Source organism: Sorangium sp. So ce394 (assembly GCF_051474665.1).
Lineage (GTDB): Bacteria > Myxococcota_A > Polyangia > Polyangiales > Polyangiaceae > Sorangium > Sorangium cellulosum_D.
In genome coordinates, this window is sequence record NZ_CP150339.1 from 2,727,202 (window position 1) to 2,742,651 (window position 15,450).

Consider the following 15,450-nt stretch of genomic DNA (forward strand, 5'->3'; position numbering starts at 1 on the left):
CGTCGACGACCGGGGCGCGGGTTCCGCGATTCCGGTCGCGCGGGAGCGATGGTAAGCCCGCGCTGGGCTTGGGGCGCGACCCGGGGGGGCATATGTCGGAACCGATCGAGGCGTACAGGCTTCTTCCGGGCATGCTGCTCGCGCGGAAGTACCGCCTCGGTCGCAAGATCGGGCAGGGCGCGATGGGCGTCGTGTGGGCCGCGAGGAACGAGGCCACCGGGCGCGAGGTGGCGCTGAAGGTGATCGCGCGCCCCGATCCGTCGCTGCGCAAGCGACTGCTCCGCGAGGCGCAGTCCTGCGGCGCGCTGCAGCACCCGAACATCGTCAATGTGATCGACGTGGCCCGCACCGAGAGCGGCGAGCCGTGCCTCATCATGGAGCTGCTCGTGGGCGACAGCGTGGCCGCGCTGCTCGAGGCGCGGCGCCGCCTGGAGGCGCCGCTGGCCGCGCGGATCGCGCGCGACGTGGCGGGCGCGCTCGGGGCGGCGCACGCCGTGCCGATCGTGCACCGCGATCTCAAGCCGGCGAACGTGTTCCTGCACCGGCCGAGCGAGGCGGGGGATATCGTGGTCAAGGTGCTCGACTTCGGGGTGGCGAAGAGCCTCGCGGCCGCGAGCGGCGCGACGTCGACGCTCGACGTGGTGGGCTCGCCGCTCTACATGAGCCCGGAGCAGCTGCGCGCGGACGAGGACCTCGATGCGCGGTCGGATCTCTGGTCGCTCGGGGTGATGCTGTTCGAGATGCTCACCGGCGTGCGGCCGTTCCAGGGCGAGGGGCCGCAGCTCCTGTCGCAGATCCTGTCGGGGGAGATCCCGAAGGTGTCTCGCTACCTGCGGCGCGTGGACGAGGGGCTCGTGAGGATCGTCGACCGGTGCCTGCGCAGGGAGCGGCAGGAGCGGTTCGGGACGGCGGAGGAGGTGGCGTGGGAGCTGGCGGCGTTCGTCCTGCCGGCCGCCGGGGGGGCGTGGGAGCTCCGGGAGGGCGCGGGGGAGGCGGGGCGCGGGGGGCTGCGCATCACGGGGGAGCGCACCGTGCCGCCGCTGGGGAGCGCGGTGGAGCAGGAGACGGTGGTGGCGCCGGCGCGAGGGCAGGGGAGCGTGGCCTCCGCGGAGGAGCTCGCGACGACGGCGCCGCTGGCGGGGCCGGGGGCGCCGGCGAGGGAGAGCGGCGGCGGGAACAACGCGGTGGTGCAGGGCGCGCCGGGGCAGCAGCGCGCGCACGCGCCGCAGGGCGCGTCGGCGGCCGGGCAGGTGTTGCAAGGAGCAACCGCGCCGGGCACGAGCGCCGCCGCCCCGGCCGCCGGAGCCGGACCCATGGTCACGCTTGGCGGGACGCTCGTGATGCAAGGGGAGGCCGCCGAGGCGCAGTACCAGGCGGCGATGGCCAGGATGCGCGCGGCGCAGGCGCAGCAGGCCAGCGCGCGCGCGGCGGGCGCGCAACCCGCCGCGCAGGTGGGAGCCGCCGGCAAGGCGAGGCGAAGGGGAGGGACGGCCACGGCGATCGTGGCCGTGACGCTGGTGGTTGGCGTGATCGCGGGCGCGATCGCCACCACGTGGCTCCTCGGCTGGGGAGAGCCGACCCCGCCGGCAGGAGCCGACAGAGGGAGCGAGCCAGCCGTGGGCGCGGCGGAGGCGATGCCGCGCGAGAGGGCTCCGGCTGCGGCAGCAGCGACGCCTGCTGCCGCACGGCCGGGACAGCCAGCCGCGATGGAGAGACCCGCGGAGGGGGCGGCTCCGCCCGCTTCGTCTGGCTCCGGAGGGACAGCGGACCAGGTGAGGCCGTCGGCGCCGACAGGGACGGCTGCCGCTGCGACGGGAACGTCGAAGCCAAGGCCTGGGCGAGCGTCCATCCCTGGAAAGCCGGTGACGGCCCCGGACTCCGTGTACGACGGCGAGCCGTCGCCGTATCCGCCGCCTGCTGCCCGCGCTGCATCGCCGGCTGGCGCCGCGGCCACCGCGGAGAAGAAGCCGCCGCCCCGGCCGTTCTGAGCAGCCTGGCCCGTCGACTCGGCGTCCGTCGCGCCACGGCGCCGCGCACGAGCTCGCCTCGACGCGCGACCCGCGCGCCGCGCCCTCTCGCTGCGTCCGTCGCGCTCGGCCTGCGCGTCCGGCGTGCGATCGGTTACGCTGCTCCCACCGCAGGAGGCGCCCCGGCGCATGCAGCTCGAATCAGGCTCGATCATCGCCGGCAAATACCGCCTGGAGCGCGCCCTCTCGGCGGGCGGCATGGGCTCGGTGTGGGTGGCGCAGCACGTCCAGCTCGGCACGCACGTCGCCGTCAAGTTCATGGGCACGGCCTACGCCGGGTCGCCGGCGTTCCGCGCGCGCTTCGAGCGTGAGGCGCGCGCGGCGGCGCACCTCCGGAGCCCCCACGTCGTGCAGGTGCACGACTTCGGGTTCGAGCAGGGGGTGCCGTACCTCGTGATGGAGCTCCTGCGCGGCGAGGACCTCAGCGCGCGCCTCACGCGGGTGCGCCGGCTCTCGCTGCCGGAGACGCAGCGCCTCCTGGTGCACGCCGGGAAGGCGTTGCGGAGCGTCCACGACGCCGGGCTGGTGCACCGCGATCTGAAGCCGGCGAACCTGTTCCTCGCGCGCGTCGACGGCGAGGACGAGGACATGCTCAAGCTGATCGACTTCGGGATCGCGAAGGAGACGGCGACGAAGCTCGTGTCGGAGGCGTCGACGACCGGCGAGGTGATGGGGTCGCCGCACTACATGAGCCCGGAGCAGCTCCGTGCGGAGCGCGACATCGACGCGCGGAGCGATCTCTGGGCGCTGGGGGTGATCCTGTTCCGGATGGTGACGGGGTACCTGCCGTTCCCGGGCGAGGTGCTGGCGCAGGTGATGACGCGGATCCTCGTGGAGCCGATCCCGACGCCGCGGCAGCTCGCGCCGGATCTGCCGCCGGCGATCGACGCGTTCTTCACGCGGGCGCTGGCGCGCGACCGGAACCAGCGGTTCCAGAGCGTGCGCGAGATGGTGGAGGAGTTCGGGCGGGCGACGGGGATGCCGGTGTTCTCGTCGTCGGGGGTCGGGGGATCGAGCCCGTTCGGGTGGACGGCGGTGGGGCCGGGGGTGACGGGAGCGGCGGGGGCGCCGTGGGCGGGAGCGGGCGGGGGCGGCGCGGGCGGGGGGCCGGGGGCCGCCGCCGGCGGGGGGAGGGGAGCGGGGTATGGCGCTGCGGTCGGGGCGCCGGGGGTGGGGGCGAGCGGTGAGGCGGGGGGCCATGGCACGGCCGCAGGGCATGAGGCGCAGGGGCAGCCGGGGACGCTGACCGATGCGATCCGTGTGGCGGCGTCGCAGCGGTCGCGATCGCGAGGCGCGCGGGTGGCCTGGGTGCTGGCGGGCAGCGTTGGGCTCGCGGTGGTGGGATTGGGGCTGGGGGTTGCGCTGCGGCGTGCCCTGGAGGAGCCGGCAACTCCGGTGGCGGCGGCGGCTGGGGCGTCGCCGGAGCTCGCGGCGAGCGCGCCTGGAACTGCGGCGCCTGCGGTGATGCAGGAGGCGTCTGCGGTGGCGACAGGGGAAGCGCATGGCGAGGAGCTGGCGCTGCTGCCGGGGCCGGCGTTGAGCGCGCCTGCGCCGGAGAGCGACGCTGGAGCGAGCGCACCGCCCGAGGAAGTAAAGCCTGCTCCGGCAGGCTCGCCGGGGACGAGCGCCGCACCGTCGTCCTCGTTGCAGGCGGGAGCACCCAAGGAGAAGCGTTCGGGGGGAACGCCACCCTCCGGCCCGGGCGGGTCGAAGGCGGCAGGAGCAGCGGCGCCTCAGAAGGCGGTACCGGGACAGCCGGACTGGGGATTCTGAGACAACGCGCGGTGCGCGTGTTCGGTGCAGCGCTTGTCAAGGGGTAATTGCTGCAAATCGACGTGCAACATCGAAAAATCGATGTGAGACGTCGTTGAACCGATGCCGTGCATCGAAAAATCGATGCCGTGCTTCGCGCGGGCGAAGGCGGACATCGAGCGACCGACGTTGCGCTTCGCCTGAGCGAAGGCGGACACCGACGGGGCGAGGTGCGGCTTCCGCCGATGGCAGCGGAGGTCGGAGCGGCGGAAGCGGCCGTCGCAGCGAGGCGGTGTGGGGCTCGCGGTGCATGCGGCAGCGTGAACCGCCGGCGGCGCCACCGACGGTGCGCCGCACGCAACCTCGTGCGCTAGTTGAACTCCAGGGTGTTGCTCGCCATCCCAGGGGCGCCGCTGCCGCCGGCGGCGCTCCCTTGGCCGCCGGTGCCCGGGTCGCCGAGCTCGATCGCGGTGATGCCGTCGGTGGACGGCGGTGCGCCGCGGAACGCGATGCCGAGGGAGTGGCCGCCCTGCCCGCCGCCGCCTTTGCCGCCGGTGCCGCCGGTGCCGCCTTTGCCTCCGTCGCAGGCGGCTCGTAGTCCTATGGATCCGTCCGGAGCCCTTCCGCCTTTGCCGCCTTCGCCACCCTCTCCGCCCGGCTGCCCGGGACCGCCGTTGCCGCCGTTGCCTGCGCTGCCGGCCTTGAGGGTCACGTCCTTGAAGGACAGCGCGGCATCCAGGCTGATGAGCGCGATGCTGGAGCCGCCCGGCAGGCCGCCTCGGCCGCCGACGCCGGCGCAGCCGCCGGCGCCGCCGGCGCCGCCACCTGCGCCGGCGCGCCTTTGCTCGTCGCCCGGAGTACCCCTCGGGCAATGACGGGTTTCCGTTGCCGTGTACACGCCCCGCTCACCGCCACCGCCGCCGCCGCCTTGCCCAGGCGCCCCACGGCCGCCATCACCGCCGGAGACGCCAGCGTAGCCGTTCAGGGAAATCTCTCCGATGCCCGTGGCGTCCGCGCCGGGGCGGCCAGAGGCCGCTGTTCCCGGTAGGCCGTTGTCGAGGACGTTGCCTGGGCGGCCAGGTGAGCAGTCGTGTAGGCCGTTGTGGCCGAAGCCGCCGCTCTCGGCATCGTCAGTTGCTGTGAGAATGGGTTTCCCGTCCTCTCCGCGGTCTCCGGTATATATGGAGCCATTCCCGCCCTTGCCCCCCCACGAGTCATCGCCCGCATCGGCGGGCGTGCCGCATTGATTCGTCACCATCTCGCCGCCGAGCACGTCGACGCCCTCGGCGGCGGAGCACGCGTTACCTCCCGCTTTCCCCGCCGTACCCTGTGCGGCCGTGCCCGTATGAGCAGCCCCTTCCGCCCCCGCGCCCGCGTGGCCGGTCTCGAGCACGCTTCGCACGAGCTCCACGTTCGTGCTGTGTGCGAGGGCAGCGATGGACGATAGCCCTGCTCCCTTAGCGTCTTGCTGTCCGGTCGACTGTGCCACGACGTGCAAATCCTCGATGTGCACGGTTCCCGGCAGCCCGCGCATCGTCAGCGGGATCGCCCCTTTGCCCGCCGTGAGCTTCGTCTTCGTCGTATCGCCGACCCACTTCCAGCCGTCGTTACAGTCGAGCCCGCCGTAGATCGCCACGCCGCCCGGCACCTCGACCGCTGCGTTGAAGTCCTCCCCGTCGCCAGCGCACGCGTACACGCGCTGGGTTCCATTCTGCTTTGCCAGATCGATGGCCTGCTGGAGCGAGCCGAGCGGTTCCGACTTGGTTCCCGCTTCATTGGATACGTTACTGCCTACCGACACGAAGACCCCGCATGCATCGTCCACGCCATCGGGGGTTTCGCGGGGCACGCATTTGGCCTCCTCCGGGTCGGGAGGGTCGGGCGGATCAGGCAGGTCGGGCGGATCCGGCGACTCCGGCGACTCCGGGCCTGTCGCAGCGCCTCCGCATTGATGCAGCTCGACGCAGTCTGGTCCGAGGCAGCTCGACGAATGGATCGATGCTGCGATCGCCATCACGACCAGCGTCGGAGCTCCGCGTGCGGCCAGCCGGATCGCCCTCTTGGTTCGTCGGTTCATGGCTTCCTCGACTCAGAATACGCCGCCAGCGACGAGCCCCGCGCCGCCTGGCGTCACGAGCGGCGAGAGGTGCACCTGCTTCTCTGGCTCGCTCGGCGCTGCAGCGAGCCAGGTGTAGCCGAGCGCTCCGAGCGCGCTCGCTCCCCCGATGATGAAGCTCCACGCTGCGAGGTTGCTGAAAAGGTACTTGTCATCGACCATTGAGCGCAATTTCTGGCATTGATTCGCCTGATCTGTACCGGCGGGGCTGGAGCAGTTCACCGAACCGCCATCCATGGCCTTGACCTTCATCCACTGCTGTGTCGCGTCGCTGGCACGGCCATTGGCGACCAGCGTGAACGCGACGCCCGCGAGCACCAGAGCTCCAGCAGCCCCGCCGCCGATCAGCGCGATCGTCCTCGCATCGCTCTCCGCCGCTGGAGGCGCGCGGTCCGGGAGCGGCGCCGTTGCTGCCGCGGTGGAGGCAGGCGAGAGCTCGATGGTGACGCGCTCTCTCTTTCCCTCCGTCAACCGGAACATTCTCGTCACCGGGGTGTAGCCCGGCGCGGTCGCGACCAGCTCGTATTCACCGGGATCGCGTTCCAGGGGCGTCGCCAGGGCGATGCGCTCTCCGTTCAGCGTCAGCTCCACCGCGCCCGGGGCCGCGCCAGCGACGGCGACCTCCAGGGCCGGGATGCGCGGCGCCAGGGCGGCCAGCCCGGCCTTCGCGTCGGCCTGGGCCTGATGGAACGCCCGCGGCGCGCTGGTGTCGAGCGGCTCGTCGGCGACGCGTCGATAGAGCGCGCGGGCCTCGGTCAGGCGACCGAGCCGCTCGCAGGAGCGCGCCGCGAGGAGCAGGAATGGAGGGGCGTGGACCTGCGCCTCGGCGTCGCGGAAGGCTGCGAGCGCCTCTTCGTAGCGACCCGCATTGAAGAGTTCCCAGCCCTTGTCGGCGAGGGCTCGGGCCGCGGCCTTGGCCTGGTCGTCCGGCCGGGCAGGCTGGGATACCGCGGTGGCCGGCACCGCGGAGAGCGTGAGCGCGAGGAGCAGACCCAGGCGGAGAGGTCGGCGGATGATCATGGTTGTAGAACGCCTCTAGGCGGTAGGGGGTCTACTTGAATTCCAGCGTGTTGCTCGCCATCCCGGGGGCGCCGCTGCCGTTGGCGGCGCTCCCTTGGCCGCCCGTGCCTGCGTCGCCGAGCTCGATCGCGTTGATGCCGTCGGTGGACGGCGCGACGCCGCGGAACGCGATGCCAAGGGAGTGGCCGCCCTGCCCGCCGCCGCCTCTGCCGCCGGTGCCGCCGGTGCCGCCTTTGCCACCATCGCAGGCGGCTCGGAATCCCGCGGACCCGTCCGGCGGCCTTCCGCCTTCGCCGCCTTCGCCACCCTCTCCGCCCGGCTGCCCGGGACCGCCGTTGCCGCCGTTGCCTGCGTTGCCGGCCTTGAGGGTCACGTCCTTGAAGGACAGCGCGGCATCCAGGCTGATGAGCGCGATGCTGGAGCCGCCCGGCAGGCCGCCTCGGCCGGCGGCGCCGCCGCAGCCGCCGGCGCCGCCGGAGCCGCCGGCTGCGCCGGCGCGCTTTTGCTCCTGGCCCGGATTACCCCTCGGGCAATATCGGTTTTCAGTTGCCGTATACACGCCCCGCTCACCGCCGCCGCCGCCGCCGCCTTGTCCAGGCGCCCCAGGGCCGCCATCACCGCCGGGAACCCCGGCGTAACCGTCCAGGGAAATCGCTCCGATCCCGATCGCGCCCGCGCCGGAGCCGCCGGAGGCCGCTGTTCCAGGCGCGCCGTCGTCGAGGACGTTACCGGGGCGGCCAGGCGCGCAGTCGTGTAGGCCGTTGTGGCCGAAGCCGCCGTTCTCGGCGCCCATGGACGTGGGAAAGGGCCTACCATCGTCTCCGCGGTCTCCGAGGTAGATGGAGCCATTCCCGCCCTTGCCCCCCCACGAGTCATCGCCCGCATCGGCGGGCGTGCCGCATTGATTCGTCACCATCTCGCCGCCGGGCACGTCGGCGCCCTCGGCGGCGGAGCACGCGTTGCCGCCCGCTTCCCCCGGCGTACCCTGCGCGGCCGTGCCCGTATGAACAGCCCCTTGCGCCCCCGCGCCCGCGTGGCCGGCCTCGAGCACGCATCGCACGAGCTCCACGCTCGTGCTGTGCGCGATGGCCGCGATCGACGATAGCCCTGCTCCCTTGGCGTCTTGCTGCCCGGTCGACTGCGCCACGACGTGCAGATCCTCGATGTGCACGGTTCCCGGCAGCCCGCGCATCCTCAGCGAGATCACCCCTTTAGCCGCCATCAGCTTCGTCTTCGTCGTATCGCCGACCCACTTCCAGCCGTCGTTGCAGTCGAGCCCGCCGTAGAGCGCCACGCCGCCGGGCACCTCGACCGCTTCGTTGAAGTCCTCGCCGTCGCCGGCGCACACGTACACGCGCCGAGTTCCATTCTTTTTTGCTAGATCGACGGCCTCCTGGAGCGAGGCGAGCGGTTTCGCCTTGGTTCCCGCCGCATTGGATGCGCCACCGCGCGCCGACACGAAGACGCCGCAGGTGTCGGCTACGCCATCGGGTTTCTCTTGGGGCACGCATTTCTCCTCCTCCGGCTCGGGCGGGTCCGGTGGATCCGGAGGGTCAGGCGGATCCGGTTTCTGCCCGCCGGTGCCAGCCTGCAGACAGTTTTCATGCCGGTCCTCGCAGTTGGGGGATGGAGTGTCATAGACACAGCTCGCCGCGTGCACCGCCGTTACCAGCGATGCCATGATCAGCGCCGAAGCGCTGTGAGCGGTGAGCCGCACCGCCCTCTTTGCGTGTCGGTTCATGCGTTCCTCGCTTCAGAAAACACCGCCAGCGACGATTCCCCCGCCGCCAGGCGCCACGAGCGGAACGACGCGGACGTGCCGCTTCTCCGGGGGAGTCGATGGGCTGGCAAGCCAGTAACCGAGCGTCCCGACGGCGACCGCGCCGCCGCCGACGAAGCTCCACAGCGCCAGGTTGCTGAAGAGATCTCTATCGTCGACCAACGTGCTCAGCCTGTCACACTGCTGCTTCTGCGCGGTGCTGATGGGAGTCGTACAGTTCACGCCTCCGTCATTCACATTCATCCCTTTGACCGTCGCGTGCTGCTCTCTCACGCTGCTCGCCTTGGCGTTCGCGACGAGCGTGAACACGACCCCCGCGATCACCCCCGCCGCGGCCGCCGAGGCGCCGGCCACGATCGGCGCCGAGCTCCGCTCCGCCACGTCGGGCGGGGGCGGCGCTGGCGCCGGCTCCGGCGGCGCGCTGACCTCGATCTTCTCGAGCTCGAAGGCGCGCTGGATCTCGCCCCCCCGAGCGACGTCCACCGCGCTGCTCTTCGGCGCATGGCCGTCGTGCTGCACGGTGATCGTGTGCGGTCCCGGCTCCACGAACACCGGGTCGACGAGCGGCGTCGTCCCGACGGGGGAGCCGTCCACCAGCACCTTCGAGCCCGGCACGTTGGCGCTCACGACCACCGCGCCCACCTCCGCGCGCGCCTGCGCGTAGGCCGCCGCCGCGGCCTCGCGCTCCTCCGGGGTCGCGGTCGCGTCCTTCGCGAGCTCGCGCACGTAGATCGCGAGGTGCTCGGCGGCGTCCCGGTAACGCTGCAGCATCAGCTCGCACGTGCCGATGCCTCCGACGATGGTGTAGTGCTTTTGCAGCGCCCAGGCCGCGACGAACGAGGCGTAGGCGTCGGCCCACCGGTTCTGCTCGGACGCGGCGACGCCCTCGATGTAGAGCTTGCGCGCCTTGTCGCTCATGGCGTCGCTCGGGGCGCGCTGGATCCTCGGGCGGCGGGCGGCCTTCGGCGCGGCGGCGCTCGTCGGCGGAGCGCTGCTCTTCGGCTGCGCGTCGGCCGGCGACGTGGACGCGAGCAGGCCTGGCAGGCAGAGCAGCGGGACGACCTGGGAGAAGCGCATGGGGACCATCTTACCTGCGGTCGGAGCGCTCGCAGCGGATTTTGGCGGGCTCGACGAGGTTGCGGGGCGTCGGGACGCTGCCGGGGGGGACGCGCCGGGGGAGTGCCGGGGGGATCGTTGGATGTCCTTGCCTGAACCGGCTGTGGCGCTGTCGCGGGGCGCGCGCTGGCGGGATAGCTGATGGGTCGTCGGCCGGAACGCTCGATGTGTTTCGCTGCGGTTCTGCGTGGGCTGGGGGCGAGGTGCGAAGGGGCGGTGATCTGGCGAGTGACTGCCGTTGTGGGACGTCAGGGAGCGTCGAAGGCCATGATGTCGTCGCTGCCCTGGGCGTCGATGGTGACGCCCTCGTCCGGCGGCGGGGTGCCGAGGTAAGCGATGCCGAGGGAATGGCCGTCGCTGCCCGTGCCACCGGGACCGCCGTTGCCGCCGATGCCTCCGGCGCCGCCGCTGCAGCCGGTGCTCAGCGTGGTTGGACCGTCTCCACCAGCCCCCGGTTCACCGCCGAGGCCGCCACGCTGGCCCGCGGCGCCGTCGCCACCGGCGCCGCCGGCCCTGGCGATGAGGTGAACGTCCTGAAAGAGGAGCTCGGCATGGATGCTGACGAGGGCGATGCTGGAGCCGCCTGGCCCGCCGCCTTTGCCGCCCTTGCCGCCGCAGCCGCCGGCGCCGCCGGAGCCACCGCTGGCGCCGCCATCGCCCGGAGAGCCGGTGGGGCAGATGCTGCTGCCGCCCCGTGCGCCCGCACCGCCTCCGCCGCCCTGGCCGGGGGACCCGGGTTTGCCGTCTTTACCAGGAGAACCGGTGTATCCGTCGCTCGAAAGTGTGCCCTTGTCGCTCGCGTGCTCGCCGGCGCCGCCGTCCGCGCCGTTCCCACCCACCAAGCCAGCGCCGCAGGCGCCAGTCCCGGTGCGGGTGCCGCCATTGGGATTTGCGTCTTCGCCGGGAGAACCGGCGCTGCCGGTGCCTGCTTGATTCGGAAAGCCGTTGCCGCCTGCTCCACCAACCGAGTTGTCACTCGACTCGTCTGGTATTCCGCAGTCGTTCTCGGGAGCCGGCGCCGCAGGTACGAGATCCGCGGTGCACGCCTCATTGCCGTCGTTGCCGTCCGACCCCTTCGCGGCGCGCTGCGAGTCGGGGGCCTCCCCAGGGGCCCCCCGCGCAGCTTCGTCGGCCTCCAGCGTGCACCGCACGAGCTCCACGCCGCTGTTGCCTGACGCACCGTTTCCGCCATCGGCGATGGCGGCGATCGACGATTGTCCGCACTTCTCGGCATCGTCCGGGTTGTTGAGGTCGATGATGATTGGCCGCGCCTTGACATGCAAATCCAGGACCCGTACGCTCCCTTCAGCTGCATTCAATCGGAGCGGAACCTCCCCTTGCGGCGCGGTCAGGAACGTTTTGCTTCCGCTTTCCCGGGCCCAGTTCGCCGCGCAGTTCAGCCCTCCGTAAACCGTCACGCCTGCGGGCACCGTAACGGACTCTTCGAAGGGCTCTTCGTCGTCGCTGGCGCACAGATAGACGCGCTTCGTGCCGTTGCTCCTCGCGAGTTCAATGGCCTCGTTGATCGACTTGAGCGGGTCCTGCTTCGTGCCGTCGGCACCGCTCGTACCCTTGGTCGAAACGAACACACCGCAGCGCTCGTCGACGCTGCCCTCGGCGGTCTCCGGGTCGCACCCTGCCGGCGGAGGAACGATGATCTCACCTCCGCCGTCCCCGCCCGTGCCGCCGTTTCCACCAGCGCCCAGGGGGCAGCCGATGAGCTTGGCCGCGCAGGGATCATCATAGGAGCACCCGCTGACCTGAATTCCAATGGCCATCGACCCCAGGAGAAGCGTGGCGGCGAAGCGACAACCAAGATGACGGCGCGTCCTGCTGACTTCCCGATTCACCGTGCCTCCGCTCAGAATCGACCGCTCAAGGACAGCCCCGTTACGCCGGCCCCCACCAGCGGTGCGACCTGCACGCGGCGGTCCGGCGCGGAAGGCCGATCCACGAGCGCGTAGACGACTGCCCCCACCCCGACTGCACCAACGATGAAGCTGCCGATGGCTACGTTGGTAAACGAGTACTGAGCGTCGACCGTATCGCTCAGCTCTGCGCAGACTGCCGGCGACTCCGTGCTAGGGCAGCGCCCGTTGAGCACGCTGTCTGCGCGGATCTGGCCGCGCAGCTCCTCTGCGTCGCTGCTTTTCCCGAGCGCGATGCCCGTGAACGCTGTGCCCGCGATCAGACCCACCCCGGCCGCAACTCCGCCGCCGATGAGCACGGCCTTCCGCAAGTCGCCTCCTGGCGCGGCCTGTGTGTTGCGTGCCGGAGGTGCCTCGGCGGGGGGCGGCGCCAAATCGAGGACGATGTACCCCTTCGCCCTCTCGTCCAGGCGGATCTTCCTTGTCACCGGAGGGCGCCCTGGCACGGCGCCGGACAGCGTATGCTCGCCGGGATCAACCTCCACCGGGGTCGCCGGAGCGATGCGCTCTCCGTCGAGCGTAAGCCCCACCGCACCTCGCGCTGCGCCAGCGAGGGCGACCTCCACGGTCGGGATGCGCGGAGCGAGCGCGGCGAGCTCGGCCTTCGCATCGGCGTAGGCTTGCTGGAAGGCGCGGGGAGCGTTGGCCGCCAGCGGCTCGTCCAGGACGCGCTGGTAGAGCGATCGCGCCTCGACCAATCGACCGAGTCGCTCACAGGAGCGCGCCGCCATGACCAGGAACGGAGGGGCGTGCACCTGGGCCTCGGCGTCGCGAAAGGCCGCGAGCGCATCCTCGTAACGGCTGGCGTTGAAGAGCTGCCAACCCTTATCGGCAAGGGCCTTGGCCGCGAGCTTCGCCTCGGCGGTTGGTGGGGATGACTGAGCGAGGGCGGTGGACGAGGTGGCCAGAAGCGTGAGCCCGAGGAGAAGGGCCGGGCTGAGATGTCGGCAGGAGCTCACGGCAGGCTCGTAGAACGGAGGGATCAGGGGGCGCCGAAGTCCTTGGTGGGATCGCCGCCCTGGGCGTCGATGGTGAAGACGCCCTCGCTCTGCTCCGGTGGCGGGTTGCCGAGGTAAGCGATGCCGAGGGAATGGCCGTCGCTGCCCTTGCCGCCGGGACCGCCGTTGCCGCCGATGCCTCCGGCGCCGCCGCTGCAGCCGGTGCTCAGCGTGGTTGGACCGTCTCCACCAGCCCCCGGTTCACCGCCGAGGCCGCCACGCTGACCCGCGGCGCCCTCGCCACCGGCGCCGCCGGCGCTGGCGATGAGGTGAACATCCTTAAAGAGGAGCTCCGCATGGATGCTGACGAGGGCGATGCTGGAGCCGCCTGGCCCGCCGCCCTTGCCACCCTTGCCGCCGCAGCCGCCGGCGCCACCGGAGCCGCCGCTGGCGCCGCCATCGCCCGCAGAGTCGCGGGGGCAGACGCTGCTGCCGCCCCGCGCGCCCGCACCGCCTCCGCCGCCCTGGCCGGGGGACCCGGGTTTGCCGTCTTTACCAGGAGAACCGGTGTATCCGTCGCTCGAAAGTGTGCCCTTGTCGCTCGCGTGCTCGCCGGCGCCGCCGTCCGCGCCGTTCCTACCCACCAAGCCAGCGCCGCAGGCGCCAGTCCCGGTGCGGGTGCCGCCATTGGGATTTGCGTCTTCGCCGGGAGAACCGGCGCTGCCGGTGCCTGCTTGATTCGGAAAGCCGTTGCCGCCTGCTCCACCAACCGAGTTGTCACTCGATTCGTCTGGTATTCCGCAGTCGTTCTCGGGAGCCAGCGCCGCAGGTACGAGATCCGCGGTGCACGCCTCATTGCCGTCGTTGCCGTCCGACCCCTTCGTGGCGCGCTGCGAGTCGGGGGCCTCCCCGGGGGCCCCCGACGCAGCTTCGTCCGCCTCCAGCGTACACCGGACGAGCTCCACGCTGCTGTTGTCTGACCCACCGCTGCCACCATCAGCGATGGCGGCGATCGACGATTGCCCGTACTTCTCGGCATCGTCCGGGTTGTTGAGATCAATGACGATCGGCCGCGCTTTGACATGCAAATCCAGGATCCGTACGGTCCCTTCAGCTGCATTCAATCGGAGCGGAACCTCTCCTTGCGGCGCGGTCAGGAACGTTTTGCTTCCGCTTTCCCAGGCCCACTTCGCAGCGCAGTTCAGCCCGCCGTAAACCGTCACGCCTGCGGGCACCGTGACGGACTCCTCGAAGGGCTCTTCCTCGTCGCTGGCGCACAGGTAGACGCGCTTCGTGCCCTTGCTCCTCGCGAGCTCGATGGCCTCGTTGATCGACTTGAGCGGGTCCTCCTTCGTGCCTTCGGCACCGTCGGCGCCCTTCGTCGACACGAACACCCCACACCCCTCGTCGACGCCGCCCTGCTCGGTCTCCGGGTCGCACCCTGCAGGCGGAGGAACGATGATCCCACCTCCGCCGCCATCCCCACCAGTGCCGCCGTTTCCGCCCGTGCCTGATGGCCTATTGCGCGCCCGCTCCTCGTCATCCGCTATGCACCCGCTCGCCTGAATCCCTACGGACATCGCCGCCAGGACAAGCGTCGCTGCGAAGCGGCAACCAAGACGATGACCCATCTTGCTGATTCCCCGGTTCACGAGTTCTCCGCTCAAAATCGACCGCTCAAGGAAAGCCCCGTCACGCCCGAGCCCACGAGCGGCGCGACCTGAACGCGTCGGTCCGGTGCGGAGGGCCTATCCACGAGCGCGTAGACCACCGTCGCCACCCCGGCTGCCCCGAGAATGAAGCTGCCAAGGGCAACATTGGCGAATACATACTGAACGTCGACCGTATCGTTCAAATCTGCGCAGATCGACGGCGATTCAGGGTTGGGGCAGTATCGTTCCGGTGCGGCACCGGAACGAATCTGTTGGCGTAGATTCTCCGCATCGTCCGCCTTCCCGAAGTAGAGGATCGTGAACACCGTCCCCGCGATCACCCCCACCCCCGCCACCGCACCTCCCGCGATGAGCAGCGTCTTGTTCGGCGGGGGATCGCCGCCCTTCCCCAGACCCCCCTGCCACGCCGCCCCCGGCGTCTCCACCGCCGCCGGCTCGCTCGATCGCGCGCTCTTCAGCTCGACGCTCCGCTCGATCTCCTCCCCCGCCTTGAGCTCCACCTCGACGCTCGCCGGCTCGTACCCTTGTCGCCGCACCGAGATCGTATGCGCCCCCGGCTCCAGGAACACCGGGTCCTCGAGCGGCACGGTCCCGACGACCTCCTGCCCCACGCGCACCTCGGCGTCCTCCACGTTGACGCGCAGCCGGACCGCGCCCACCTTCGCCCGCGCCTGCGCGTACGTCTTGAGCGCGGCGGCGCGCTCTTCCGGCGTCGCCGTCGTGTCCTTCTCGATCTCGCGCACGTAGATGGCGAGGTGCTTGGCGGCGTCCGGATAGCGCTGCAGCATCAGCTCGCAGGTGCCTATCCCGCCGGCGATCGTGTAGTGCTTCTGCAGCGCCCACGCCGCCACGAACGACGCATAGGCGTCGGCCCACCGCCCCTTCTCCGAGGCGGTCACGCCCTCCATGTAGAGCTTCCTGGCCTTGTCGCTCATCGCCTCGCTGGGCGCGCGCGGCGCCTGGATCGCCGTCTGGCCCGCTGCGCCCTGCTGCCCCGCGCCCTTCGGCGAGGCGCCGCCCTTCGGCTGCGCCTCGCTCGGCGAGGCGGCCGTCAGCAGGCCGACGAAGCACATCCACGGAACACTCTGCGCCAGACGCAT

The 15,450-nt window shown here is 71.5% G+C and carries 11 protein-coding genes; 2 read left to right on the top strand and 9 right to left on the bottom strand.

Going from position 1 to position 15,450, the window contains the following annotated elements:
- Positions 1 to 92 precede the first annotated feature (92 nt).
- Both WMF33_RS10135 and WMF33_RS10140 read left to right on the top strand, forming a co-directional pair.
- A complete protein-coding gene (locus WMF33_RS10135; RefSeq protein ID WP_437336962.1) occupies positions 93 to 1,988 on the top strand; it encodes a serine/threonine-protein kinase in 1,896 nt (631 codons plus the stop codon).
- Between the two features lie 168 nt (positions 1,989 to 2,156).
- Complete coding sequence (locus WMF33_RS10140; protein ID WP_437336963.1) at positions 2,157 to 3,800, top strand: protein kinase domain-containing protein; 1,644 nt, start codon at positions 2,157 to 2,159, stop codon at positions 3,798 to 3,800.
- Here the strand turns inward: WMF33_RS10140 and WMF33_RS10145 are convergent.
- The 9 genes from WMF33_RS10145 to WMF33_RS10185 form a co-directional block, all read right to left on the bottom strand.
- Positions 3,761 to 3,997: a hypothetical protein gene (locus WMF33_RS10145; RefSeq protein ID WP_437336964.1), complete on the bottom strand. Its 237-nt coding sequence runs from the start codon at positions 3,995 to 3,997 to the stop codon at positions 3,761 to 3,763. The genes WMF33_RS10140 and WMF33_RS10145 overlap by 40 nt on opposite strands.
- A gap of 152 nt (positions 3,998 to 4,149) precedes the next feature.
- Positions 4,150 to 5,856: a hypothetical protein gene (locus WMF33_RS10150; protein ID WP_437336965.1), complete on the bottom strand. Its 1,707-nt coding sequence runs from the start codon at positions 5,854 to 5,856 to the stop codon at positions 4,150 to 4,152.
- 12 nt (positions 5,857 to 5,868) lie between these two features.
- Positions 5,869 to 6,858 carry a hypothetical protein gene (locus WMF33_RS10155; protein ID WP_437336966.1) on the bottom strand — a complete coding sequence of 330 codons (990 nt, stop codon included), beginning with the start codon at positions 6,856 to 6,858 and terminating at the stop codon, positions 5,869 to 5,871.
- A gap of 88 nt (positions 6,859 to 6,946) precedes the next feature.
- Complete coding sequence (locus WMF33_RS10160) at positions 6,947 to 8,632, bottom strand: PGRS family protein (RefSeq protein WP_437336967.1); 1,686 nt, start codon at positions 8,630 to 8,632, stop codon at positions 6,947 to 6,949.
- Between the two features lie 36 nt (positions 8,633 to 8,668).
- Positions 8,669 to 9,772: a PEGA domain-containing protein gene (locus WMF33_RS10165; protein ID WP_437336968.1), complete on the bottom strand. Its 1,104-nt coding sequence runs from the start codon at positions 9,770 to 9,772 to the stop codon at positions 8,669 to 8,671.
- A gap of 287 nt (positions 9,773 to 10,059) precedes the next feature.
- On the bottom strand, positions 10,060 to 11,661 hold the full coding sequence (locus WMF33_RS10170) for a hypothetical protein (RefSeq protein ID WP_437336969.1): 1,602 nt from the start codon (positions 11,659 to 11,661) through the stop codon (positions 10,060 to 10,062).
- A gap of 11 nt (positions 11,662 to 11,672) precedes the next feature.
- Positions 11,673 to 12,698 (bottom strand): tetratricopeptide repeat protein, encoded by a 1,026-nt coding sequence (locus tag WMF33_RS10175; protein ID WP_437336970.1) that lies wholly within the window; start codon positions 12,696 to 12,698, stop codon positions 11,673 to 11,675.
- A gap of 23 nt (positions 12,699 to 12,721) precedes the next feature.
- Entirely contained in the window at positions 12,722 to 14,071 is a 1,350-nt protein-coding gene (locus tag WMF33_RS10180) for a PGRS family protein (protein WP_437336971.1), read from the bottom strand.
- Positions 14,072 to 14,340: 269 nt separating this feature from the next.
- A complete protein-coding gene (locus WMF33_RS10185) occupies positions 14,341 to 15,450 on the bottom strand; it encodes a PEGA domain-containing protein (protein WP_437336972.1) in 1,110 nt (369 codons plus the stop codon).